The organism is Bradyrhizobium sp. LeoB3 (assembly GCF_055456055.1).
Map to the genome: position 1 here is coordinate 204,897 of NZ_JBVBEF010000001.1, position 24,970 is coordinate 229,866.

24 protein-coding genes and 1 pseudogene are annotated in these 24,970 nt (G+C 60.6%); 10 read left to right on the forward strand and 15 right to left on the reverse strand.

Translation table 11 applies throughout. From position 1 onward, the window contains the following. Positions 1-2 precede the first annotated feature (2 nt). From ACZXDY_RS00870 to ACZXDY_RS00885, 4 genes are all read left to right on the forward strand, one after another. Positions 3-425, forward strand: coding sequence for a hypothetical protein (locus tag ACZXDY_RS00870; RefSeq protein WP_028161592.1), 423 nt, complete (start codon positions 3-5; stop codon positions 423-425). A 136-nt stretch (positions 426-561) separates the two neighbouring features. Next, positions 562-1,047, forward strand: coding sequence for a rod-binding protein (locus ACZXDY_RS00875; RefSeq protein ID WP_464344087.1), 486 nt, complete (start codon positions 562-564; stop codon positions 1,045-1,047). Between the two features lie 23 nt (positions 1,048-1,070). After that, positions 1,071-1,568 (forward strand): hypothetical protein, encoded by a 498-nt coding sequence (locus ACZXDY_RS00880; protein ID WP_464344088.1) that lies wholly within the window; start codon positions 1,071-1,073, stop codon positions 1,566-1,568. Further along, the gene (locus ACZXDY_RS00885; protein ID WP_464344089.1) at positions 1,559-2,017 is read left to right on the forward strand and encodes a hypothetical protein; all 459 of its coding nucleotides are present in this window, start codon (positions 1,559-1,561) and stop codon (positions 2,015-2,017) included. The genes ACZXDY_RS00880 and ACZXDY_RS00885 overlap by 10 nt, the downstream gene beginning before the upstream one ends. Here the strand turns inward: ACZXDY_RS00885 and ACZXDY_RS00890 are convergent. The 6 genes from ACZXDY_RS00890 to ACZXDY_RS00915 all read right to left on the reverse strand — a co-directional run bounded on the left by ACZXDY_RS00890 (position 1,983) and on the right by ACZXDY_RS00915 (position 9,481). Beyond that, positions 1,983-2,696, reverse strand: coding sequence for a response regulator transcription factor (locus ACZXDY_RS00890; protein ID WP_028161594.1), 714 nt, complete (start codon positions 2,694-2,696; stop codon positions 1,983-1,985). The genes ACZXDY_RS00885 and ACZXDY_RS00890 overlap by 35 nt on opposite strands. Before the next feature lie 144 nt (positions 2,697-2,840). Next, positions 2,841-3,041: a hypothetical protein gene (locus tag ACZXDY_RS00895; protein WP_464344090.1), complete on the reverse strand. Its 201-nt coding sequence runs from the start codon at positions 3,039-3,041 to the stop codon at positions 2,841-2,843. 752 nt (positions 3,042-3,793) lie between these two features. Continuing rightward, complete coding sequence (locus ACZXDY_RS00900; RefSeq protein WP_464344091.1) at positions 3,794-4,687, reverse strand: hypothetical protein; 894 nt, start codon at positions 4,685-4,687, stop codon at positions 3,794-3,796. A gap of 179 nt (positions 4,688-4,866) precedes the next feature. Further along, on the reverse strand, positions 4,867-6,927 hold the full coding sequence (locus tag ACZXDY_RS00905; protein WP_464344386.1) for a DUF1217 domain-containing protein: 2,061 nt from the start codon (positions 6,925-6,927) through the stop codon (positions 4,867-4,869). A gap of 215 nt (positions 6,928-7,142) precedes the next feature. Then, entirely contained in the window at positions 7,143-7,502 is a 360-nt protein-coding gene (locus ACZXDY_RS00910; RefSeq protein ID WP_028161597.1) for a hypothetical protein, read from the reverse strand. A 326-nt stretch (positions 7,503-7,828) separates the two neighbouring features. Further along, entirely contained in the window at positions 7,829-9,481 is a 1,653-nt protein-coding gene (locus ACZXDY_RS00915; protein ID WP_464344092.1) for an alpha-keto acid decarboxylase family protein, read from the reverse strand. 484 nt (positions 9,482-9,965) lie between these two features. Between ACZXDY_RS00915 and ACZXDY_RS00920 the strand changes: the two genes are divergently transcribed. Further along, complete coding sequence (locus tag ACZXDY_RS00920) at positions 9,966-10,484, forward strand: pyridoxamine 5'-phosphate oxidase family protein (protein ID WP_464344093.1); 519 nt, start codon at positions 9,966-9,968, stop codon at positions 10,482-10,484. A 156-nt stretch (positions 10,485-10,640) separates the two neighbouring features. Here ACZXDY_RS00920 and ACZXDY_RS00925 read toward each other — a convergent pair whose 3' ends face one another. Continuing rightward, entirely contained in the window at positions 10,641-11,120 is a 480-nt protein-coding gene (locus ACZXDY_RS00925; protein ID WP_464344094.1) for a GNAT family N-acetyltransferase, read from the reverse strand. Between the two features lie 264 nt (positions 11,121-11,384). On the opposite strand from ACZXDY_RS00925, the pseudogene ACZXDY_RS00930 reads away from it, so the two are divergent. Together ACZXDY_RS00930 and ACZXDY_RS00935 are read left to right on the forward strand one after the other, a co-directional pair. Then, positions 11,385-11,803 (forward strand): annotated as a pseudogene (locus ACZXDY_RS00930) (IS5 family transposase); the annotation flags it as partial. Between the two features lie 343 nt (positions 11,804-12,146). Continuing rightward, positions 12,147-14,096: a PAS domain-containing sensor histidine kinase gene (locus ACZXDY_RS00935; RefSeq protein ID WP_464344095.1), complete on the forward strand. Its 1,950-nt coding sequence runs from the start codon at positions 12,147-12,149 to the stop codon at positions 14,094-14,096. Between the two features lie 85 nt (positions 14,097-14,181). Here the strand turns inward: ACZXDY_RS00935 and ACZXDY_RS00940 are convergent, their stop codons facing one another. The 6 genes from ACZXDY_RS00940 to ACZXDY_RS00965 all read right to left on the reverse strand — a co-directional run bounded on the left by ACZXDY_RS00940 (position 14,182) and on the right by ACZXDY_RS00965 (position 20,222). Further along, entirely contained in the window at positions 14,182-15,066 is an 885-nt protein-coding gene (locus ACZXDY_RS00940) for an alpha/beta fold hydrolase (RefSeq protein WP_464344096.1), read from the reverse strand. Between the two features lie 22 nt (positions 15,067-15,088). Then, positions 15,089-16,507 carry a dihydropyrimidinase gene (hydA, locus tag ACZXDY_RS00945; RefSeq protein WP_464344097.1) on the reverse strand — a complete coding sequence of 473 codons (1,419 nt, stop codon included), beginning with the start codon at positions 16,505-16,507 and terminating at the stop codon, positions 15,089-15,091. Then, on the reverse strand, positions 16,507-17,277 hold the full coding sequence (locus ACZXDY_RS00950; RefSeq protein ID WP_464344098.1) for an aspartate/glutamate racemase family protein: 771 nt from the start codon (positions 17,275-17,277) through the stop codon (positions 16,507-16,509). Before ACZXDY_RS00950 ends, hydA begins: the two co-directional genes overlap by 1 nt. After that, entirely contained in the window at positions 17,274-18,014 is a 741-nt protein-coding gene (locus ACZXDY_RS00955) for a GntR family transcriptional regulator (protein WP_464344099.1), read from the reverse strand. The genes ACZXDY_RS00950 and ACZXDY_RS00955 overlap by 4 nt, the downstream gene beginning before the upstream one ends. A 111-nt stretch (positions 18,015-18,125) precedes the next feature. Next, entirely contained in the window at positions 18,126-18,875 is a 750-nt protein-coding gene (locus ACZXDY_RS00960) for a maleate cis-trans isomerase family protein (protein WP_464344100.1), read from the reverse strand. Positions 18,876-18,917: 42 nt separating this feature from the next. Then, entirely contained in the window at positions 18,918-20,222 is a 1,305-nt protein-coding gene (locus ACZXDY_RS00965) for an MFS transporter (RefSeq protein ID WP_464344101.1), read from the reverse strand. A gap of 318 nt (positions 20,223-20,540) precedes the next feature. Here ACZXDY_RS00965 and ACZXDY_RS00970 point away from each other — a divergent pair, with 318 nt between their 5' ends. Beyond that, the gene (locus ACZXDY_RS00970; RefSeq protein WP_464344102.1) at positions 20,541-21,155 is read left to right on the forward strand and encodes an SRPBCC family protein; all 615 of its coding nucleotides are present in this window, start codon (positions 20,541-20,543) and stop codon (positions 21,153-21,155) included. A gap of 31 nt (positions 21,156-21,186) precedes the next feature. Next, positions 21,187-22,077 carry a cyclase family protein gene (locus ACZXDY_RS00975; protein WP_464344103.1) on the forward strand — a complete coding sequence of 297 codons (891 nt, stop codon included), beginning with the start codon at positions 21,187-21,189 and terminating at the stop codon, positions 22,075-22,077. Positions 22,078-22,129: 52 nt separating this feature from the next. Here the strand turns inward: ACZXDY_RS00975 and ACZXDY_RS00980 are convergent, their stop codons facing one another. Beyond that, positions 22,130-22,789, reverse strand: a complete 660-nt coding sequence (locus ACZXDY_RS00980) for a CGNR zinc finger domain-containing protein (protein WP_028161608.1) — start codon at positions 22,787-22,789, stop codon at positions 22,130-22,132. A gap of 92 nt (positions 22,790-22,881) precedes the next feature. Next, on the reverse strand, positions 22,882-23,439 hold the full coding sequence (locus ACZXDY_RS00985; RefSeq protein WP_080663511.1) for a sigma factor-like helix-turn-helix DNA-binding protein: 558 nt from the start codon (positions 23,437-23,439) through the stop codon (positions 22,882-22,884). A 431-nt stretch (positions 23,440-23,870) separates the two neighbouring features. Between ACZXDY_RS00985 and ACZXDY_RS00990 the strand changes: the two genes are divergently transcribed. Further along, positions 23,871-24,875, forward strand: coding sequence for an alpha/beta fold hydrolase (locus tag ACZXDY_RS00990; protein ID WP_464344104.1), 1,005 nt, complete (start codon positions 23,871-23,873; stop codon positions 24,873-24,875). The last annotated feature ends 95 nt before the right edge of the window (positions 24,876-24,970 follow it).

A 24,970-nucleotide genomic window follows, 5' to 3' on the forward strand; every position in this document is an offset into this window, starting at 1 on the left:
GCATGAAATCAAGAGATCGGAAAATCCGTCGCATCGCCGCCGTCCAGGCGAAGATGCACCGTCTCGCGCAATGGGAGCTCATAGAGTGCCAGGCGAAGGAGCAGGAACTGCAGGAGCGGCAGCGTCGGATCATCGAGGGGTTCAACGAGGCGATCGGAGTGACGCCGTTGGCGGCGCAAAACGCGGGTCAGAATCTGAGGACCGCGAGCGTTGAACAAGGAGTGGTGGCCAAGGCGAAGGAGCGTATCACCTCGCACGCGATGACCGAGGCCCGCAAACTGAAGCAGGTGCTCCGGATGGCTGAAACGGTCGCGCGGCAGGCATTCCGGCAGCGGGAGCAGCGCGTCCTTGAGGAAGTAACTGAAACAGCGGCGAAACGGCCGGCCGAGAGAATGCAGGCCAATGAAACCAGTTTGGATCGCTAGAGCATGATCCGGAAAAGTGGAAACCGGTTTTCCCTCGCGACAAACGCGAAGCGCGTGGGAGGATCATGCTCAAACAGAGAGATGAGGTCATGATCCGATTCCCTTTAATCGGATCATGATCAAGGAGAGTCACAGCATGACGGTCAGCCCCGTACCGGATCTTATCCTGGATGTGATGGAGGCCGCGGATCCGGTCTCCCAGCGCATGGCCACTGGCAAGCTTGAGCGCGCCTCGTCCGCAGGCGGCGAAGATTTCGCCGCGGCGATGGACCGGAAGATCGAGACAGGTGCACTGGAACGACCCACGGCGTCTGAGCAAGGCACGAGCGCTTTGCGCGGCGCCGCGATCGACGGCAGCGGGCACGCCACGATCATCAGGAAGGCAGATACCGATCGCGGCGTCTTTCGGAAGTTCGAAGCGTTCGTCCTCCAAACGTTCGTCGAGTCGATGCTGCCGCAGAACGCGAGCGAGATTTTCGGCAAAGGAACCGCCGGCACGATCTGGCGGTCGATGCTGGCTGAACAGATCAGCAATGAGATGGCCAAGGGTGAAGGAATCGGAATTGCCAAGCAGCTCGCGAAATCGCGCTCCGTTGCCAATTCCGCGACTGGTAACGGCTAATTTGCAGCAAGACGAGCGCAACGATGAATCAGAATGACGAGCAGCAACAAACGCTTGAAATCCTCGAGGCACAGGCGACGATTGTTTCCGAGGGAGGCGGTCTGCCGGCGCTGTCACAACAAGCCTTGCCCGAGCTGACGGATGCGCAGAATATCGCGGCTCAATGGCTGGGAACCAACTCCAACGCGTTGAATGCGATCGAGCGGCTCACGGCGACCATTGACGAGGAAACGGACAAACTCGAGAACCGGACGCAAGTCGATTTTGATTCCTTTAGTCAGCGCAAGAATCGTGGCCTGCTTGAACTGACGAGGGCCATGCGCGTGACACAGGGGATCGAGTTCGACCCTCGTGTGATCGCGCACCTGACGCGCCTGCGGGCGAGCCTCGTCAGAAATCAGGCCGCACTACAAATGCATCTCGATGCAGTTCGCGAAGTCTCAGCGATCATCGCGAAGTCGATCCAGGAAGTTGAATCGGATGGCACATACTCATTGATGGGGCCGGGCGGATGCAAATAGTCAGGCTGCTCGTGGCAGGCGTCTGGGCCTGCATCGTCACCGTCGGCGCAAGCCTGGCTCTGTCTTACTGGAAGGAAGGACATCCCGCGCCTGCGGCCAAGCAGGACTACGCGGGCGGCCTCGTCTACGAAAAGACGAGGGTGATCAACGTGCCGATGATCGCTGATGGCAGCGTCCAGGGCTACATCGTTGCACAGTTCGTCTTCACGGCGGATTCAACCGTGCTTCGTCAGCTTCCGGTGCCGCCGGAAGCTTTCGTCGTGGACGAGGCATTTCGGAAAATCTATTCCGACGAGAATCTCGACTTCAAGAACCTTTCTCGATTCGATCTCGCCCACTTTTCACGTACGGTCAGAGAGCACGTCAACAAGCGCCTTCAGGCTGAGGTCTTGCAGGACGTGCTCGTTCAGGACTTCAATTATGTTTCGAAGGATCAAATTCGTCGTTAGACCGCTTTCGCAAGTCGTCGAGCCGGTATCCCATATAGCGCTTTGACTCGATCGGATCGTAGCCGAGGTGGTTGCGGAGCTTCTTGCGAAGCTTGCTCACGTGCCCCTCGATCACGTTTTCGTCGAAGCTCGAGTCGAAAAGACCGTAGGTCGCATTGAAGAGCTGGGTCTTTGTCAGCCACTTTCCCTGGTGCGCGACCAGATGCTCGAGAATGCGCAGCTCGCGACGCGGCAGGGCCAGCGTTCTGCCGCCGATTTCCGGATCCCGGCCGTCAAGAAAAACGCGGATCAGGCTGGTTGGCGTTTCGGCTGATTGACCGACGGTTCGTCGGCGGATGACGGCCGTGCGAACCAGGATCTCGCGAACATGGATCGGAATATGGACGACGTCGTCGACGCCGGCTTCGAACAGCTCGATCGTATCCCGGAGCTGCTTCAGATTGTTCAGGGCGATGATCGGTGCGTGAGACTTGTTGCGGATGCTCTTGGGAATGCTCGTTCGATCCGAGCAGTCCCCCAGGATAAACGCCCCGATTGCCATTACGTCATTGCCTACGGCGGATTGTAGCCATTCGCGAAAATCTTTCGATGAGAAGCCGATCGAAACGACGCCTTCGCGATCGAATCCAGCCGCATAGCCGCGTGTAACGGTCTCCCGATCATCGATGACGATGAACATGTGGATGCCCCTGTTTGCCCTAGATAGTTGTTGTGGAGTCGAGCAGGCGTGCTCGCTCCGCTTGGTTACGCAACACAACAGGTACTGACCCGATACAAGTTACTGAGACCGAAGCACGCGCGTCTGGTTTGCTCGAAAGCTTGATCAGGCGCGGGTGATGTCGCCGTTTGAGGCGACGAGGAACGTTGCCGTGGTCGTGATGCTGCCCGGCAATCTTTTTGGGTTCCTCAGCACTGTTCGTGCAATTGCAGTCTGGTCTCGATACAACCGATCGAAATTGCGGCGAGAAGCGAACAGCGTCTTGTTGTTGAAGGTCACATCAAGAATGAACATCAGCTCGCGCACTGTCGAATCGGATCACGTCCATTACGTCGAAGTGGAGTATGATCGTCAAGCAATTGAACTAGGCATCTACTGCGAGACAACTCGTCAGCGAGTAGATGTTGCTTTATTGAAACGCTTACTCAACCCATTTGCGCGGAACACTTGGCAATGTGCTCCTCTAAGTTGAAACAAAGGGAGAGAATTTTTCTGCTAAGAGCGACGATCGTCGTCATGGAACCGTCGTGGAACAAATTCGTGTTTCGACGAGATCATTTTTTTCGCGCGCGCTAGGCGGACTTTTCATCAATTGGCATCTCCGCCGTCGTCAAAACGCTGCGAAAACGCTTCGATAAGCATCGATCACTCGTAGCCGTGGAGTTGAAGTGGTGTCGCCAACACGAGATCATCGTGTGGCGCGACGCGAGATCATCGCTCGATGTGATGAACGCTTGATTTTGGTGAGCGTCAAAACGTCGCATAGGTTCGATAGAGGCGCTGCTGTTCGTCATGCGTCGCATCAACAGGCGTGTATCTGACGATCGACATGCAGATCGTCAGCCGCGAGTGCAGTCTGCGGAAAGTGAAACATGTGGTGCTCGCGTTGCTGTGCGTGGCATGCACGCAATGCACGCTAGCGGTCACATGGAACTCAATGCACGCTAGCGGTCATAGGCGCGCCGCAGTGCATGCTATCGATCATATGGAACAATGCGCGCTGGCGTGCATATCTGGCGAACTGACCGCATCACACGATCAGTCGTGCAGTGGCAACATCAACGCGCGGAAGCAACGATGCCCTTGCTGGTCAATACTTGCCAGCCACCGTTCTCGTTCTTGATTTCCTCGATGCGACCCAGGTTCGGCACCTCCTGGCCCCGAGTAACCTCGATCACACCTGCTGGTCCTTCAAGTATCGCAACGCCCTCATAAGCGCGCCGCACGCGCCAACCCGGGATGATCTCTCGTCGCGCCGTGGTTTGCCGCGGCTGCGCCTGAATGGTGCCAGTGACGTCGGAGGATGAAGCTGCCGCTACGGTTCGTGCAACCTGCGGCTTTGCTTCGACCATGCGTTCGACCTTGGTGGCCGATATCGATTGATCTCTTTCGACACGCTCGACGCTTTGGACCAGTCGGCCATACCGGTCGCTCGCGGCTCGGTTTGCGGCGTCGAATGCGGTGCGGTTCGCCGCGACATCGCTTGATAGGCTCGCAACGTTGCGGCGCAGTTGCGACATCGCCTCACGGAGGTTGCGAAGCTCGGCATCCGATGCTGCGGTAATCGCAATGGGCCGAAGGACCAGGTAGGCGACGCCGCCTATGGAGATGAGAGAGGAGATCGCGACGATCACTGCAAGAGTGACGAACGGCGCCATCCATGTCCGTGGCTGCGGCTTCTTGACGACGAGCGTGGCGGCCGGGATCGGCGTACGCGCCTTGGGCCTGACAGGCTCTGGCCGCGGCATTGTGCGGGTGCGCTTCATGGTGGCGAGCGCCTCCTGGGCGAGCAGCTCGTCAACCGTAGCTGCGGCCGGGCGAGGGGCGGTGGCCTTCGCCTTATTGCCGGGTCGCGGCGGCGATGCGCCGCTCTTGCCGGCATCAGTGGCGGTTGGCTGCGGGGCAGTCGGCGTCGCTTCGGCTGCGGTCTCGTTGGTTGCTGGTTCGGCCATGATTTTGTCGGCGGACAAATCCTGATTTGCTGGATATCAAGCGAACCTTGCGTGAAACCTACGATCCCTCGGGCCAGCGGGAGGTGATGTTGGCGTTAGCAGCGGATCTTTCGCGATCGCAGCGTCCGTCAGGTCCGCATCCGGAATGCAGCTCCCATGTTGCCGGGAGCTGCGGCTGTTCAACGCTGCTTGCCGAGCAGCGCGATAGACAGCAGCGTGTCCTGATTGATGCCAGTGCCAGACTCTTGCAGGATGGCGAGCGCAGGTGACGTAACCTGGCTGCTGTTGTTCATCACATCGTACATCGCGGTAAACCGCTTTAGCAGCGCTGCAAGTTTCTCCGGATCGGCGAGATCCTTCAGGTTGAGGTGCTTTTCGACGATCTTTGCTTGCTGATCGATGTCCATGCTCCCCATCGCATCCGGCAGATTGTAGGTGGTTCGAAACACCTGCGCGAGAGCCCGGTCGGCGAGGATATCGTATGCGGACGTGATCTGTGCGGACTTTCGTTCGAAATACAGCGCCAGGCGAACACCGGCATTCGCCTCTCCCTGCTGCGCCTCCAACGTTTGCTGGAGATAGTTGTTCTGCGTCTCCAGGAGCTGGTCTCGCCTATGGGGCCCTATTGCCGGAATCCGGGCAATGTTGCCTTCCTTGTCGAAATTGAACGATGCCGCGATCTCGGCAAAGCGGGAGTCGCTGGCGGTGTTTGCGAAGCTCTTGGGATCGCTCAGATCGGAATTGAAGATCTTCTTGAGATAGTCGTTGGTGACCTTCGTGGGATCCAGGCCGTTTGCAACAAGAACGATATCGACCAACTTCCTGTCCGAAAGCAGCTCGGAAACGCTCTCGATGCCTGCGATCGTGGTCTGGTAATACTTGGCGTCCTTCTCGGCCTTCTGGCGAAGGCTGTCTTTTTCCGTAGCGCTCGCAAATCGCGTTTTTGCGATGATGTAGTCCTTGACGATCTGCGTGACTTCAACCGAGTTCTGCGCCACCAGGGGCGTTGTCAGGTTGCCCTTGCTGTCAAAGTTGAAAGCGTGCGCGAGCTGTATGTATCGGTCGTCTCGGAGGGTATAGGCATAGCTCGTCGGGTCGCTCAGATCGCTGGTGAGCACGGCCTTGATCGTGACCGGCGAGACTTTTTCCGGGTCAAGGCCAACCGCCTTGAGTGCGAAGTTATAGATGTTCGGCGCGGACATGAACTGTTGAACTGATTTTACATTGGAAATATTGGCCTTGAACTGCTTGATCGCGAGGGTTTCATTTTCTTCCTCCGCGTCGAGATATTCGGCCCCCTTGGTGAGGACAAATTTGTCGTTGGTGCTCTTCCGGTTCGCGTCGGTCTGAGCGGACTTGCCGGAAGCAAGCGTTCCATCTGCCGAAAACTCGAACGCGCCGGCGAGATCGAAATAGTGGCCGATTGTGGTGAGAGAGTCCTGGTAGCTCGATATGTCTGCCCTGCTTTGCGCCAACCGGTTTGTTTCGGTCGTAATCTTCGCTCTCAAGCCTGGTACATCGGCGCCAGGCTGCGATAGCTGCGACATATACTGCGCAATTTTCGCATTGGCATCGGCGGCAACCGCCTGCGCCTGACCGAGCTTGGCATTGATCGTATCCTTCTGGGGACCCCAAACGGTGTTAACATAACTGTTCGGATCGGATGGATCGCTGCTCAAGACCTTCCGTATCGTGTCACGCGACCAATTGCTGTCGTCGATGCCGAACGCCTCGAACACATATGTGCGAAGGCGGTCGTCATTCAGCAGCTCATCGACGTTTTTGACGCGGCCGATCACGATGTTGTAGTAGTTCGTGTCTTCGTCGATTGCGTCGACCCGCTTTTGGACCGATGCCGTGTACAGGCCGATCATCTCGTCAGTCTGGTTTGACGATTGCGCAGCGGGCGTATCGGAGCCTGTGAAGGAAAATGCTGACGCGAAATCACGAAAACGCTTGTCCGTCAGTTTGTTGGCGAAGCTGTTCGCGTCGAGGAGATTGCTCTCCAGCACCTTTTTCATGAAGGCTTTTGCATAGATCATATCCTCCAGCCCGTATGCCTTCATCGCATACTGGTAGAGCCGGTCGTTCTTCAGAAACTCATCGACGGTTTTGATCTTGCCTATGTTTTCTTTGTAGTAGGCGGCGCTTCGTGTCACGTCAGCCTGCTGCGCGACCCGCGTCAGGGACTGCTGGAGGTTGCGCACGACGGAATTGTAGCTGGCGTACGTCGACACCATCGATCCATCCTTTTTGGAAAGCTCCCTGATATAATGACCATCTTCCTTGCGTGAAGCTGGCAGGGTTGCTGGAACAAGGCGCTCGCCCAGTATCGGCGGCCTCCGTACCGGGAGGTTGAGGCGGCATCCGGCGGAGCCGTTGATGTTCCGCGAAGCCATGTTCCGACGCAGACGTCACCGACAGAGCAGGGCAGTATCGGTGTTGCGCAGGCCGGTCAGTTGCGCTGGGCCGTCCAATAGCCTGCGCAGCGCGCATTGCCGGAATGACCGCTCCAGGTTCCACGACCGTACGGACCGACGAGCCTGCCGGATCCGGAAGCATATTTCTCGTGCACGGTCACAGAAGCGCGGACTGCGCCGGATGGAGCCACGCGTCCCCTGAAATTCACCAGATTGGGGTGAGTGACGATGCCGTTGATGATGTTGACGGAGAAATTGTACGTCGGATCACAGGGACCGTATTGCGTGACGAACAGGAGACTCCAAGGGCCGTCATAGGCAGACCGCGCATCGGCGTTGGTAACGAAGAGCGAGCCCATACCGGCAATTGCGATTGCGAGCAGAAGCCGTTTCATGACATTCCCTCCTAAGGCTACTCGGATAAACAACGTGAACATCCTAAATTGCGGACCATTGGCGGTCGCATCCGCACCGATATGCTGGTGAAGATAGATGTAGGTTGGCTTCCACAGCCGGTCCTGAAAAATTCCGTTGAGCCACCTCACTATGGCGTTACAACGGATGGCAGCGGCCTTGCGGCCCGCATTCTGTGGCGCCGCAGCAGAGAGAATGCGACGCCGCCAAGCACAGCCGGAGGATGTAGCTCAGTCAGCTTACCGACTAGAATCCCCGCGTCTCAAACGCACGATGATTGCCCCTCGGAATGGGCCGACGGAGCGCCTCAGGACATGCGATACAGGGATTTCGCATTGTCGCGCAGGCGGAGCGGGAAGGGCGGTGCTTCAGATGGCGAAGTAACGACTTCGATGTAGACTCCGCTCTGCGCGTCGGCGGCGCTTCGCAACGCTTGGTCGAGTTCGCCGCACGTCGTCGTGCGCGCCGTCATCCAGCCGTCGCAACCCAGCACCCGCGGCAGCTCGGCATATCGCCAGGATGGGACGTCGTTGTAGGCGATGGCGGGCTCCTTGCCGAGGAGCCGCTCGATGAGATAGCCGCCATTGTTCAGCACGAAAATCACCGGTTTCAAACCGAGCCGGGCAAACTGGCTGATTTCCTGTACCGTAAATTGATGAGAGCCTTCTCCAGTCACGAGCACCGTGCGTCGGTGTGGGGCGGCAGCGGCGGCGCCGAGCGCGGCCGGCGTTGCCCAGCCGATCGATCCCCAGAGGCCCTGGTTGTGGAAGCTCGCGCCCCGCGGCAGCCGCGCGAAACCTAGCCCCATGGAGACCGTGCCGGTCTCCGCGACAACGATATCGTCAGGTCGTATGAACTTGTTCCAGCGCGAATAGAGCGCGGCAGCGGTGATAGGGTCGTCTCCGCTGCCGCTTTCCGCGCCAATCGGGTCGGCATAAGACGGCGTGACGACGTTGCTGTGCTTGCCGAGGCGCTTCGCCAGGGCAGCGAGCACATCGGCCATCTCGAGGCCGGAATGCGTGCGCCCCTGCAATGTGGTGTGGTGATGACCTATCGAAATGAGCCGTGCCGGATCCAGTTTGGCCGTGAAGGCGCCGGTGTTCAGGTCACTGAATAGCGTGCCGACGGCGAGCACGAGATCGCAGCTCTCGACGAACTGGCGCACATCCTCGTTCATCAATCGTCCGGCATACATTCCGACATACGCCGACTGGCTTTCGTCGAGCACGGATTTGTCGAGAAACATGGTGGCGAATGGCAGGCCGGACGCGTCAACGATCGCCTGCATCGTCCGCTGCAGGCCGGTGCGCGCCACCAGGAGGCCGGGCAGGATGCATGCGGTCTTGGCCCGATCGATGTTTGACAGGATTGCATTCACAACCTTCTCGAGAAGGACGGGATCGCTTCCAGGAGCGGCGAGAGGCTGAGCGCTTCCAAGCACGGGCCGATCGGCAAGATCGGCGGGAAAGGCCATGTAGACGGGCCTCCGATGATAGAATGCCTCAAACAGGAGGCGTTCGGTCTCATATGCAGCATTCTGCGGCGTGATGACCGAGTGCGCGCAGACCACCGGTTCGGTCATGCGTCGGAACAGATCGAATTCGCCGTTGCCCAGCGTATGGTGCAGCACGGAGCGCGCGGCTTGCGCGGCCGTGGGCGGCATTCCGACCAGGTGGAAAACGGGGAGATGCTCGGCGTAAGCGCCGGCGATGCCGTTCAGCGCGCTGAGCTCGCCCACGCCATAGGTTGTACAGACAGCGCCGGCGCCCTTGATCCGCGCATAGCCATCAGCGGCATAGGCGGCGTTGAGCTCGTTGCAGCATCCAATCCAGCGCAGGCCCGGTTCGCTATATGTCGCATCGTTGAGCGGAAAGGAGAAGTCGCCCGGAACGCCAAAGACATCGCTGATGCCGACATCACGCAGCCGCGAGAGCACATGCTGAACAACGGTTCTTGACATCACGCAGTCTCGTCAACACTCGCGACAAAATCGAACGGTGAACTCGACGTGGGAGCGGTCTCGAATACCCATCTCGCGCAAGGTTTGATCATCAAGCGCAGCGAGCGCTCGGACTGCTCGTCTGACTTCGCGCTCGTTTTCCCACTGTGTCCACATTGAGGGCGCACTTGAGAGGGAAGTACCGAAAGAAGACCTGTCCACAACAAACTCCACGACTGTTGGCTGGACTAAATGTGGTTTTCCTTCGTTACGACACGATAACCCAGCGCGAAAATCTGGTTACATCTGAAATGATTGACGGTGCGGCCGGCACAATTCACTTAGGCGCGGAGCTTGCCGGGAAACTGTCGCCGGTAATCGAAGGTCGCCGATAAACTAAAAGAGAGATCTCTGCGCGCGCCTGTGACGGCTGCGTGATCGCTGCAACGACGAGCATTCGATCATGAAGGGCGACAGAATGCTCCTGTAGCGTTGCTCTAGTGCTTTGAACTGCGAGGCGCGAGCGGCACCTGCCGTTCAGCCATATAGCGATCCAGCCGGCATGATGGCGCATCTCGAGGGCTCGCGGCTCTGGTTTGCCGATCGTCCGGGAAACCGTCGCGTCGACAGTTTTCGCAACATCATCGCGCAGCCCCGCGTTGCCGCCGCACTGCTCATTCCTGGTTCGACCCATATCGTGAGGTTGTCGGGGACAGCTCACATGACCGACGACGAAGCGATGCGCGCGCAATTCCGGGTGCAGGACAAGACGCCGGCGCTCGCCATAGCGATCGACGATCTCAGCCTCACGATCTCCGAAAGCCCCGCCCTCGTTCGAACGCATCTCTGGCCAATGTCCGGCCGCCCCGCCATCGACGCCGCGAAGGTCTTCACCGAGCATATCAAGCTCAACAAGGCCAACGGACTTGGAGCCCGGCTTACAAGCGCTGCATTGTCCGTTCCCGGCATGACGGGCCTTCTGAAGAAGGGACTGGAGAACGAATACAAAAACAATCTCTACTAGAGCATGACCCCGAAAAGTGTGAAGCGGTTTTCCGAAAACATCATGCTCAAACAATAATCTAAAGCGCGATGATGATTCATCCTCATCTCATCGCGCTTTCGAGCATGATCCTAGCAAAGCAATTGCGAGGACGCTTCTACAGCTTCGATGCCATGCTCAACGGACGGGCGGAATTGCAAACGCGAACATCGATAGTTGTACCTCAGGGGAGAATACGAACGGTGTGGTACCTATCTTGTTGGCGCCAAGACGGGCGTAGAAATCGACAGAGCTTGGGCTCGAGTTAATCAGGATCACATTTCCTGCCATCTTTCTCGAAAGCTCTACTGCGGTAGCAAAAAGTCGTCTGCCAACGCCCCTTCGCGAATAGGCTGGATCAACAAAAATACCTTCCAGGAGAATCAGGCCTCCGATTCCCGTCGGTCTTACGGCCACATAGCCGTGCGGAACGCCGGCTTCGCCGTCGGACACAAAGACCAGTCCCGCGGCAATAAGCGAAAGGTTGACCTTGAGTGCGGGCATGAAGCGGACGATCGCATCATCGTCGTATCCGTCATTCCTGGTCGCGCGAACCGCGATTTGCGTAAGCTCCTCGGCTTCGTCAACACGTGCAGGCCTAACTGGATTATTTGTCATGATTGGTCCCTGCTCCAACATCACCCAAATGGCCGCTCCGGATCGAATTTCAAGGAGTGGAGGGGATGCAGCCAATTACCGGTCCGCGCAGCAAAGCCGCTGAGCGGGCAGCTTTCAGCTCCGTGTCAGGAGCTGACTTCGATTGAAGCCGCCAACGCGTCGGTTCGGGGGCCATTTTCGACCGGATTGAGAGTCTTGCCCAGCATCTGATTCCGCTTCGCCCCAAGGCATCCTGTCGCCGGGCTCGCCCGGAGCATTGAGTTTGGCCGGGCGCTTGTGATCGACAGCACCTCCGTTCGTGCCCATCAGCAGGCCGCGACGGAAAAAGGGGGGCAGATCATTGTCTCGGTCGATCACGCGGCGGGCTGACGACCAAGATTCGTGTCGTTGTCGACGCGCAAGGCCTTCCGATCAGGCTCGGCCTGACGGCAAGACAGGCGCATGACGGGCAGATCGCCGACACACCGCTTGACCATCTTGGCCCGCGCACCATCGTGCTGGCGGACAAGGCCTACGATGCCGACCGCAGCCGTGAACTGATTCAGGAGCAGGGTGCCACCCCTAACATCCCGCCCAAGAGCAACCGGCGCTGGAAGCCCTGCTTCAGCAAGAGGCTCTACCGCGAGCGCAATCTGATCGGGCGGCTCTTCTCCAAGAAGGAGGACTTCCGGCGTGTCGCATCCGAAACAAAGGGGGCCGCCAACCGAGACGGCCTTGTTTCTTGGTGCGCGCATCCTTGATACGCTCGAGGGAACCTCGTTCACGCTTGGAAACCTACGGAAGGACCTTTACTGTTCTAGCTCTAGCGGACAAGGCTCTTGGGTCTTGCGGCGAAGGAAAATGTCGGCGCAAACTGCCGTCGCTGCAGGTGGAAATGACGAGGGTGGGAGCAGCGCCTGTGCTGCGTAGTTCCGGAAACCCGAGCGTCAGCTTGCCAGACTGGCTGAACGAACCATGCCCGGTCCCGATTGCGGGGGCCACTTCCATGGCCGTTTCGAGACCTCACAGGTGGCCGGAGCAGAACCAATGGACGACAGTGCGACTTCGCCGACGGCAGTCATTTCGCGCACTTCTCTAATCCTTAGCGTTGCCATCGCTATTGGGATCTTCATTTTTGACGCAATCACCCCTGCCGCCTCGGTGATCTCGACGCTGTTCGTCGGCGTTGTGCTGCTGTCTGCGCGGTTTCTTCAAACGCGTGGGATTGTGCTCGTATCCGTCGGCTGCATGGCGCTGACGGTGCTCGCCCATTTTCTGACGCCATACGGCGACTCGTGGGAAACCATCTCCATTTCGAACCGCGTTCTCACCCTTGCGACGATCGGCGTTGTGACTTTCCTCGCCGTGCAAAGCCGATCACAAGAGATGGTATTGCGCGAGCAGGCAGGACTCCTCGACCTCAGCCACGATACGATCTTCGTGCGCGACATGAAGGATATCATCACCTACTGGAATCGCGGCGCCGAGGAGCTGTACGGGTGGAAGAAGGCGGAAGCCCTCGGCAGGATCACTCACCAACTCATGCAGACGATCTTCCCCATGCGGCTCGAAGCGATCATGGAAGAGTTGCTCCGAACCGGTCGCTGGGAAGGAGAGCTCGTCCACACGAGGAAGGACGGTACGCAGGCAATCGTAGCCAGTCGGTGGTCCCTGCAAAAGGACGAACGTGGCCTTCCGGCCGCGATCCTGGAGACCAACAATGACATCAGCGATCGCAAGCGCGCGGAGGACGCGCTGCGGGAGAGCGAGAGACGATACAAGAGCATTTTCCGGATGGCGGGCGTGTCGATCTGGGAAGAGGACTTCTCTCAGATCAAAGCGGCCATCGACGAACTGAGAGCTCAAGGCGTTGCAGACTTCCGCGCGTATTTTGCAGCACATCCGGAGTTCGTACGAGAGTCCATCTCGCGTGCGAAGGTCGTCGACGTAAACGATGCAACGGTCGAGCTCTTCAAGGCGCAGAGCAAGGATGAGCTCCTCCACTCGCTGGATGCCGTGTTCACCTCCGAAACATTAGAGGCGTTTGCCGGGGAGTTGATCGCCGTCGCAGAAGAGCGCCCGTATTTTTCAGCCGAGACGATTCTCCAAACACTGAAGAGAGAAAAACTGACGGTTCTCTTTGCGATTACCTTCCCGCCCCGACCTTCCAATCTCGATCGCGTATTGGTGACGGTCACTGACATTACCGAGCGCAAGCGGGCCGAGGAGGCACTGCACGAGACCCAGGCCGAGCTCGCGCACATCACGCGCGTGACGACGATAAACGCGCTGACCTCCTCCATCGCCCACGAGGTCAGCCAACCACTTAGCGCGATTGTCAGTAACGGCTATGCGGGCCTGCGCTGGCTCGACCGGCAGCCGCCCGATCTGGAGGGGGCGCGCAGGACGTTCGAGCACATCGTCGGAGACGGGCATCGGGCCGGCGCGGTGATCGGGCGGGTGCGCGCGCTCCTCAAGAAGACAGCCACCATCAGGGAATGCGTCGACGTGACCGAGCTGATCCGGGATACGGTCGCCGTGCTCCATGGCGAAGTGCTCCGGCATGGCATCCTGCTGCGGACCGAGTTAGCGCCCGAACTTCCGCCGGTGGTAGGCGATAGGGTGCAGGTGCAACAGGTGCTGCTGAACCTGATGATGAACGGCATCGACGCCATGAAGGAGGTGACGGAGCGGCCGCGCATGCTGCGGATCCGGTCCCATCTCGATGAATCCGGGGCCGTGAGCGTAGCGGTGCTGGACACCGGGGTCGGGCTGGATCCGAACAGTGCCGACCGCCTGTTCGAGGCGTTCTATACGACCAAGCCCGAGGGCATGGGCATGGGCCTGGCGATCTGCCGCTCGATCATCGAGGCGCACGGTGGACGATTGGGGGCATCTGCCAACGAGCCCTGTGGGGCGGTATTTGAATTCCGCCTGCCGCCCGAGCGGGACGAGACCAGTCCCGCCGCGAACGATCGTCCAATGCCGGTACAGTGAACGGGCAGCATCACTTGCGACAACCGCGTTGTTCGCTGGAGCATGGGCATGCCGATCGGCAAGGACATGCTTTTTCAATCCACCGCTAGTCCTTCATTCCGGTGATTGAGCTGCTGACAGCCCGCGGATCGCGGAGCGGCCAGCGGCCGCAATCGACCTGGGCCAGGAAATCGCCGACGATCCGGTTGTACTCCTCCGGCTCCTCGATATTGATCGCGTGCCCCGAATTCGGCATCACCGCGAGCGCGGCTGAGGGAATGCTCTTCTTCATGAGAATGCCCGGCAGCAGGCACGGCCAATCCTCATCGCCGGTGATGATCAGCGTCGGCACGGTGATGCGTTTCATCTCCTCGACCAGCGCATAAAGCGAAGGCCGCTCCTTCTGCACCCCTTGCTGCGTGTTGGCCGATCCGGTCGCCGAATGTTCGGCCAGCATGGCCTTGAACTCGGCGTGACCGCGCGGATCCTTGTTCTGATATTGCACGCGCGTCGGCCCGTAGGCATAGCGCTCGGCGAACGCCGGCATGCCCTCGCGCCGGATCATGTCGGCGATCACGTCGGCCTCGGCGCGGAACGTCTCGCGCTTGTCGGGCTCGGCGCCGTAGCCGCAGCCGCCGATGCAGAGTGACAGCGCCCGCTTCTGATGACGCAGGCCGAAATGCAGAGTGGCAAAACCGCCCATCGACAGGCCGACGATATGCGCCTGCCGCTCGCCGATATGATCGAGCACCGCGAGGATGTCGTCGGCGGCGCGCGCCTGCGAATAGGATGAGACCTGCTCGGGCACATCGGACGGCGGGAAGCCGCGCGCGTTGAAGGCAATGCTGCGATAGCGCTTGCCGAAGTGCCGCATCTGCGGCTCGTAGCTGCGCAGATCGCCGGCGAATTCATGCACGAAGATGACGGGACGGCCGCTTCCCGTTTCCTCGAAATAAAGGCGCACCCCGTCGTCCGTCGTCGCGTAAGGCATGTTGATCTCCCGCCGTCAGATCTTAAGGATGTGAAAAGGTGGCTGTCGCCGCGGGCTTGCTCCGCGGCAGATAGGTGCCGTGGCCTTTCGCCCCGACCAGGACACCATCATCGATCACCACGCGCCCGCGCACCATGGTGAGCACTGGCCAGCCCGTGACCTCGAGCCCTTCATAGGGCGTGTAATCGGCGCCATCATGGATAAGCTCGTGGCGGATCGTGACCTTGCGCTTCGGATCCCACAGCGCGATGTCGGCGTCCGATCCCACCGCGATCGTGCCCTTGCGGGGATAAAGGCCGTAGATTTTCGCGTGATTGGTCGCGCTGAACGCGACGAAATCGTTGAGGTCGATGCGGCCCTTCACCACGCCTTCCGAGAACAGGATCGGCAATCGCGTCGCCACGCCTGGAATGCCGTTCGGCACCCAGCGGAAGCTGGTGCGGCCCTTGGGCACGAGCTTTCCCTGCGGATCGTCGTAGCGGAATGGGCAATGGTCAGACGAGAACACCGAGAACACCTTTTGCTGCAGGCCTTCCCAGCACGCCTGCTGGCTCGCGATGTCGCGTGGCGGCGGCGAGCACACATACTTGGCGCCTTCCATGTTGAGCTGTTCCAGATCGTTCTCGGTCAGCACCAGATATTGCGGGCAGGTCTCGCCCAGCACGTTCAGCCCGCGCTGCCGGGCGCGGCGGATTTCCTCCATCGCGTCGCGGTTCGACACGTGCACGATCATGATCGGCACGTCGACGAGTTCGGCCAGCGAGATGGCGCGGTGCGTGGCCTCGCGCTCGACCGGAATCGGCCGCGAGGTCGCATGGAAGTGCGGCGCGGTCTTGCCGGCGCGTTCGAGGCGATCGGTGAGGAAGCGGATGGCGTCGAAATTTTCCGCATGCACCATCAGCATGGCGCCGGTCTCGCGCGCAACCGACATGGTCTCGAGTAGTTCGCGGTCCGACAGCGCCAGCCCCTCATAGGTCATGAACACTTTGAGCGAGGTGTAGCCGTCCTCCACCAGCGCCGGCAGTTCCTGGCCGAGCACCTGCTCGGTCGGGTCGGTGACGATGAGGTGAAAGGCGACATCGACATGACATTCGCCTTCCGCCAGCGCGTGGTAGCGTCGCAGTGCCTCGCGCAGCGTCTGGCCTTTCTCCTGCAGGCAGAACGGCAGCACGGTGGTGTTGCCGCCGAACGCTGCCGAGCGCGTGCCGCTGGCAAAGCCGTCGGCCATCACGATGCCGTCGCCCGATGGCTGGGCGAAATGCACGTGGCTGTCGATGCCGCCGGGCAGCACCAGGCGATCAGTGGCGTCGATGATCGTCTCCGCCGCGCCGAGATCGTGCCCCAAGGCCGTGATCTTGCCGCCCTGGATTCCGACGTCGCAGGCAAAGGTGTCGGCGGCGGTCGCAACGGTGCCGCCGCGGATGATGGTGTCGAACGGCATCAGCTCTCTCCTTGCGTATCGTGTCGCGGCCGATGCTCGATGACCGCGGCCAGCGGCTCGGCGAGCCCGATGGTTGCCTTGGCATCGGGGCGGCGGAACGTCCCGGCGACGGGCTTGCGCAGCTTGAGTACGGCGAGCGTCTCGGCCTGCCGTACCGCTGCCGCGATCGGATCGATCACCGGCACAGGAATGCGATGGCTGACCTTGGCGGCAAGGCCGGCCAGCGGCGCCCCGGAAAGAATGACGACGTCGGCGCCGTCCTGTTCGACGGCGCGATTGGCGAGCGTCACCAGCATGTCCTCCTTCTCGGCCTGGACATCCGCAATGGAGCGGAAGCCATCGTCGAGCGTCCGTATGCCGGCGCAGCGCGCGCCGAGACCATGCATGGCGACGCATTCCCGATACCAGGGCGCGAGCGCGCGGGCGAACGTCACGATCGAAAATCGCTGACCCGCCATGCAGGCGGTCAACATCGCGGCTTCGGCAAGGCCTACGACCGGGATATCGAACAGTTCGCGCGCCCCGAACAGGCCGGGGTCGCCGAAAGCGGCGATGATCGCTGCATCGATGCCGGTGTTGGCCTCCGCCAGCATCTCCAGCGCGATGGCGCCGCCGATCTGGGCCTCGGCCCGGGTCGCGATGTAGGGCACGCCGCGGCTGGCCGTCATCGCCACCAGCTCGGTGCCGGGCGAGGCCACTTGCGCGCCGGCCGCATGGAGCAGGTCGGTCACCGCTGTCGTGGTGTTGGGATTGAGCAGCAGGATCTTCACGGCCCGGCCTTTCTCGTTATGCCGCGCATGTTGGGCTGGGCGCTTGCGGTGCTGGCATCATCCGCGTCGGAGCCCAGTGTCGTGGCCATGATCTCGCCGGTGCGACGGACATGGTGGCCAAGCAGCCGTCCGGCGCGGTCGGCGTCACCGTCCCTGAGCGCGGCCAGGATGTCCTGATGGTCGCGCACCGATTCATCCCACCGTCCATGGACCGACAGGGCGAAGAAGCGCGCGCGTTCCACCCGCGCCAGCAGGATATCGTGTGTGGCCTTCAACACCGCGTTACGGGCGAAGCCGACGATGGCGCTGTGAATCTGCTGGTTGGTCTCGAAATATTCGCGCAGCTCGCCGCGGTCGTGGTGCCATTCGATGCGCTCCTGCAGCTCTTCCAGCCGCTCCACGTCGCGCTCTACCATCCGTGTCGCGGCGAGCTCGGCGGCGCAGCGCTCGATCCCGCTCACCGCTTCGAACAGTTCGGTCAACTCTTCGCGGCGGAACGGCGCGACGATGGCGCTGCGATTGAGGCGCAGTTCGACCAGACCTTCGGCCGCCAATTGTTTCAGCGCCTCGCGGAGCGGCGTGCGCGAGATGCCGAGCGCCTCGGACAGATCGGCTTCGAGCAATTGCTCGCCCGGCTGAAGATCGCCGCGCACGATCAGCGCGCGCAGCCGCGTCGCGGCCTGCTCATGCAGGCCGGTTCGCGGCACGCGCAGCCGTCGCCGTTGCAGCGTCGTCACGGCGCCGCGCGATTTGGGCTGTTTCCTGGTCTTGGTCGTCTTGGTCTCAGTCACGGTCAGTTTTCGTTCCGGTGAAGAATCTCCGCACCTTCGAGTGTCCTGTGAAGCGCGTCAATCAAATTGGCCGTGGGTCTCGATCGGGATTTCAAACAGATTGCCCCAGCCGCAGATGCGTGACGGATCGACGCCGGTTGCAGCGAGGCACGCCCACAGTGTCACCGCGATCGAATCGAACACCGCGACACCAAGCTTCGCCTCGAGCCGCGCGGCGGCGCCTGCGCCTCGCATATTGGTACAGACCACCGCGACCGCGTCGCAGCCTTCGCGCGCCACCTCTTCGATTAGCCTCGCCACCTCGGTCTCCGGCACTTCGGCGAAGGAAAAATTGTCCTGCAGCGAGAGGTGGCGCTCGGCGGCGCAGTGCAAGCCTTCGGACGCCCAGTTGGCGATGATCCTGTCCTGCACGTCGCGGCGATAGGGCGTCACCAGCCCGATGCGCCCCGCCTTGCGGCGCCGGAGCAGGTCGCGGAAGGCGAGCACGGTGGTGCAGGCCTTGATGCCGGTCGCGGCCGTGATCCGCTCGCATAGTTGCTCGTCGCGCTCGAAGCCGAGCCAGCTCGCCGATGTTCCGTTCCAGGCAATGACGTCCACCTTCGCGTGCGCCAAGAGCTCGGCGGCGCGCAGGATCTCGCTGTCGTCGAACTGGCGGAGCGCGGATTCGGACAGCGCGATCTCGGTCACCTTGAAGCGCGAAAAATGCGCCGAGACGTCAGCGATGCCGGCCAGCATCGCATAGGTGATCGGCTCCAGCGCGGTGTTGGACGAAGGGGTCAGCATGCCGAGCCGGACCGGACTAGTCATGTTGCAGCCTTATCATACGCGGCCATCCGTTGATCCATACTGCTAGACCGGCAATTTGCGGCTGTAGTCGATCAGCGTCGAGCAGATCAATAGCGCAACGCCGGCCGCGGCGAAGAACATCAGGGCGAGGAAGTAGGAGCCGGTGGTCTGGACGATCAGGCCGACGATCAGCGGCGTCATGATGCCGGCAATGTTGCCGCCGAGATTCATGCAGCCGCCGAGGAAGCCCGATTTGTCGCGGCCGGCAAGCGCGGAAGGGATGGCCCAGTACATCCCGCACCAGCGCAGGAAGAACAGCGTGGAGGACAGCAGCACCACGACCGTCACCGGGTCGCGGACATAGGCCACCAGGAAAATCGACACCGTCGCCATGATGGCGGCAATGCCGAACAAGGTGCGGAACACCAGGTTCGGCGCGCCGCCGCGGCTGCGCCAGGTGTCGCCGATCCAGCCGCCGACCAGTTCGCCGACGAAGCCCGCGAAGAAGATGATGAAGGATGCGCCGCCGAGCGCCTTGATGTCGAAATTGTGCACCTTGAACAGATAGGTCGGCATCCATGTCAGCAAGCCGTAGAAGGTGGTGTTGAAGAACATCCAGCCCAGGCACATGCACCAGACCGAACGGAAACGGAAATAGGCCATCCAGCTTCCGCCGGAGGAGGGCGGCGTGGCGGCGTCTTCCAGCGCGTGCGCCTGCTCGATGTAGCGCGCTTCGGCCTCATTGACCGACGGGTGCTGACGCGGTTCGTTGCGGATGTAGTACCACGCCCACACGCCGCACAGCATTGTGCCGACGCCGGCGATGACAAAGGCGGCGCGCCAGGAATCGAAGATCGCGATCAGCCACGCGATCACGATCGAGCCGAGCGCGGCGCCGAGCGGCGCGCCGCCGTCGAGCAGCGTCGCGCCACGCCCACGCTCGTTCTGCGTCATCCAGATGGCGTTGAGCTTGCCTCCCGCCGGATAGATCGGCGCTTCCGATGCGCCGAGCCCAAGCCGGGTCAGCAGCAGCACCCACCAGTTGGTGGCCACTGCCGCGATCGCCTGGAAGGCGCCCCAGAAGATCGTCGCCAGCGCGATCACGATCCGCGGCTTGTAATGATCGGCGAGCAGGCCGCCGGGAACCTGCATGAAGGCGTAGGTCCAGAAGAACGAGCTCAGGATCAGGCCCTGCATCGCCGGATCGATGTCGAACTCCTTGGAGATCAGCGGCATCGCCACCGAGAGCGAGGCGCGATCGATGTAGTTGATCGAGATCAGGAACAGCATCAGCAGGAAGATGTTCCAGCGCACACCGGTCGGTCTGACGGCGCCTGTCGCTCCGATGGCGGACACCTGCTCGCTCATTGCTCCCTCCGTGCCGGCGGACTTTCAGCGAGCGTCTCCATTGACGTTCATTCGTCCCCTGACGTCGCCAAGTCTGGTCCAGGCGAAGATGAGCGGCAACAACATTTTGTATGCTGCATGCAACAACTAATATCACATTGATAATAACAACGTTTTTAGATGACAAAGATCCGCGATGCTGAAATTTCATCGCGGAGCTGATTACGAATTGGGCGGCCGGCAGGCCCGACCAAACGGGATTGTGTATTTCAATTTTGCTCTATAGATTTGAACACCGTTAAAGATGCATGGCTCTTCTGACGACTTCCAAGGCAAGGCATGGAGATCAAGCAGAACTTCGTCGTAGCGCAACCTCTCTCCACGGTGTGGACGTTCTTTCACGACGTTCCGAGCGTCGCCGCGTGCCTGCCTGGAGCAGAATATCTCGGTACGAAGGACGACGGCTCGATCAGTGGAAAGGTCTCCGCCAAGGTGGGCCCATTCCAGGCGAGCTTCGAAGGCGAAGCAAAGGTCAAATACGACGAAGAGGCAAAGAAGGTCGCGTTCGAGGGCAAGGGCGTCGACAGGAAAGGCGCCAGCCGCGGCAAAATGTCGATGCTGTGCACCCTTGTTCCTGAAGGCGACGCCACTCGCGTTGATGTCCTCGCCGACGTCCAGCTCTCCGGAACGATCGCTCAGTTTGGAAGAACCGGGCTCATCACCGAGATCGCCAATCAGCTCGTCCGTGAATTTGTGAGACATGCCGAGATCGAACTCGGCGCCAGAAACGCCGCCGCGGCGGCCGAAGCCGGCAGTCCTCAGGCGGATTCATTGACGAAGTCGGCCCCGCCATTCGCGCCTGGTTCTGGAGCGGTCAAGCCGCTCAACACCACCTCGCTGTTCTTTGCGGCCCTGAAGGGCTGGCTGAACTCGCTCTTCAAGAAGGCTGCGTAAGCCATCAACTTAAAGCAAAGGAATTCGCGCGATGAAGATCGTCGACTTGTCTCATCTGATGAATGTGCACACGCCCGGCTGGGTCGGATATGCCGGCAACAAGATGTACTACGCGCAGAATCTGCAGACGATCCACATCGTCGCCCAGCGGATCGATTCCGCGCTCCATGTCGGAACCCACATCGACGGTGCGATGCACGGCACGGATGGGATGGGCGACATGGCATCCTATCCGCTGGATTTCCTGGTCGGACCGGGCGCCGTCGTCGATGTGTCCGAGCATATGGAGGACTGGGCCGTCATCACGCCCGGAATGATCGAGAGCGCGCCGGTTGAGGTCAAGGACGGCGACATCCTTATCATTCACACCGGCTGGCACCGCTATTGGGAAGGCAAGCCGCAGCAGGATCTGGTGAAGTATTTCTGCATGCATCCCGGAGGGAAGCAGGAGCTTCTCGATTGGATGCTGAAGAAGAAGATCAAATGGTTCGGGATCGATTGCGGTTCCGGCGACCACGCGATGAACACCACGATCAGGCGCATGCGGCCCGACCTCGCAAAACAGTTCGAGGCCAAGGTCGGAATGAGCTGCGACGAGTTCTTCGGCAAGAACTCGTACACGCACAAGCGTTCGGGGCGAAAAGTCGTGGAAGACTATTTCCCCTTTCACTCGCAGGCATTTCAGGAAGGACTCATTCACGCCGAGAACGTCGGCGGCGACATCGAGTTGATGCTGAACAAGCGCGCCGTCATCGGCGCGTTTCCATGGCGCTATGAGGGGCTCGAAGCCTGCCCTTGCCGGATCGTGTGCTTCCAGGACGTGGAGGAGAACGTCGAGGCCGTCGGTGACGTGGCGAAGGCGATCTTTGGGCCACGCCAGATTCCATCGGGCATGATGTCGGGCGGCCCGGACGGCCGCTGACCAGTTGCGCGACAAGTGAGGACGCGGGACGCGCTATGGCGGATCCCTGTATCTACTTCGAACGTTTGGCCTGCTGGGCGCGCTTGCGATGCGCGGCCTGTTTCGCCCGGTTGCCGCACGCCGCCATGCTGCACCACCTGCGCGCGCGGCTTCGGGTTCGATCGACGAACAACAGCGTGCAGTCCGGCCCCTCGCACGCCTTCACATAGGTGAAGTCTTCGCTGCAGACCAGGTCGGCCAGCGATCGCGCCAGTGGAAGCAGCAGCGAGTCCGGTGATTGCCAACGCCGCTCTCGGCGCCAGACGAGGCCGGACACCCCGCCATGGCCATGGTGCCGCTTGTTAGGCCGATCGCGCACCACGACCTGGCCGAACTCGTCGTCGCGCGCCAGCATTTGATTGAGCGGTTCGAGTTGGCGCAGGGCATTCTGCCCAATGGGCTTACCCATATGTTTGTAGACGAAGGGCTTGAACCAGTCCCGCAGCGCGCGCGCTTGCGCTGCAATGGCGTCCAGCTCGCCGGGAAGGGCGCTCTTGCGAAAACCGTTCAGCACCTCGTCCGGCACCAATCCGGCCTGTTTCAGCCACGCCAGAAGATCTTCTCCCGACGCCAGCCACTCGACCGTGACATCCACCGGGACCGCAATGGAGTTCAAGAAGTCCAGTCCCGGGTTATCGGCGATGAAGATGGGTGGCGGGCGCTTGGTTGTCACAGGAGTCCCAGAGAGACCGGCAACTATCGATAGGCCGGCAAGGCGAAATATAGCCGCTGCTAGCTTGTCTGCAATAACCCGCAGAAAACCATTTAGATGCTGTTCGCATCTCGCGCGCCGCGGTGTTGCTGGGAATGAGCTGGTGTCGTTGCGGCAACGACGTCGCCGGAGACCAGGGCAGCTAATCTCTTCAGGCCTCGATGGATGTTGATCTTGACGAGCGGCGCAGACTGGCCTGTGACGTCGGACGCGCGGACAATGCTGAGGCCGTTGAGCTTCACGAGGCGGATCACGATGGCTTGCGCGGGCTTCAGCCGGCCAAGCAAATCGTCCAGCGTGGCGGCACTTACCGCGGTCCCCTCGTGGTCCCCGGTCGATATGTCTTCGTCGAGCGGGAGCGCGGCGAATCGAGACGCGTCACGTATGCGATCGATCCCCTTGTAGCGTGCAATCGCCCTGACCCACGCCCCGAAGGCTCTCGATGGAGCGTAAGTGTGCCGTTTGGCATGGATCGCGAGAAGCGCATCCTGTCTTGCATCATCTGATACAGGATAGGGAAGCCGCCGTGCATAATAACGACGGAGCCAGACGTCTATTTCGCGGAGCAACTGCTCGTAGGCCCGGCTGTCACCATCTTGCGCGGCGACCATCAGGCGACCCCATCGCTCGGAACGGCTGTCCCAATTCGTGGACTGCAATGCGTTCTGCGCGGTTCGCGGCGAACGACCTGCGACGTCGGAGGACAGGAGCTTCTCGGCTGACCTCCGGGCGCTCTGGGTCCAGGTACATGCAGCGCAATCGGTTCCTTTATCGTGGATGCTGTCCATTGGAGAGGCTCCTCTCGACGCAAGCAAGAAGGCGCTGGCAAAATTTTCCGTCCGCTGTAACCAAAGCCGTTTGTCCAACGAAAGATGGTCACGTGAGACCGGTCTGAATGGGTTGGAACAGCCATATCAAGAAGAAGTGACGTAACCTCCGAGAACGTCACAGACAAGTTACTACGCCTGAGAGCGGGAACTTCATGTGCTCAAGTCGGCGCGGTTGGCATCATCCGTGGCCGTTGTCAGGGAGACTCCAGCAGATGATCGACAATACAGACGTCGCACGTCGCACCGTGCTTCGAGCAATTACCGCAGCTTCCGGCACTGCACTATCGTTCACCCTGGCGCAGCGCGCCGCCGCCCAACCCGTCGACGATGCCGCATCGACCGCTTCCGATCCGTTTGAGACGGCGGAAATCGATACCGGCGAGAACACCATTTTCATCAGGCGTTACGGTAAGGGATCCCCGCTGCTCATGGTGCACGGGTTTCCGCGAACCAGCCTGATGTGGCGCTACGTAGCGCCGCAACTGGCGAGCAAGCACACAGTGATCTGCGTCGACCTGCGCGGCTATGGCCGCAGCGGCGTGCCCGCTTCCGCCGAGGATCATTACCCCTATTCAAAGCGGGCAATGGGGAACGAACTTGTCATGGTGATGGACAAGCTTGGCTTCTCGAAATTCGATCTCGTCGGACACGACCGTGGTGGCCGCGTTTCCTATCGCCTCACGCTCGATCATCCGGAACGGGTGCGCCGTCTCGCAGTGTTTGACGTCATCCCGATCTCGGAAGGATGGGCTCGCGCCAATGCAAAGTTCGCCACGACGTACTGGCCCTGGATTCTTCTGTGCCAGAAGGAGCCGCTTCCGGAAAAATATCTCCTGGGTGCGCCCGATGCGGTATTCGATAATCCGTTTGGCCAGGGCTCCTTCGGCCCCGATGTCAGGGCGGCGTACATCGAAACCTATCGCGATCCGGCCCGGGTGCACGCGATCTGCGAGGAGTATCGCGCAGCTGCGTCGCTCGATATCGAGCATGACAAGAAGGACAGGGAAGACGCGCGGCGTATCACCTGTCCGATGCTGCATCTCTGGGCTGCCGGCGGACCACTCGATAGTTTCTACGGAGAGGATGGCGGCCCATTGGGAATCTGGCGAAGGTGGGCCGACAATGTACAGGGGCAGGCGATGAAAGGCGGCCACTTTTTTCCCGAAGAGAACCCCACGGAGACAACCCAACTCCTTGATGCCTTCCTGTCGGCTTGATGCGTCAAACGCAGTCACGCGGGATTGAGCCGAACGGACTGGAACGGCTACATCGGATATAGTAACCGTCTAAAACGTCGTAAGACGGTTACTAT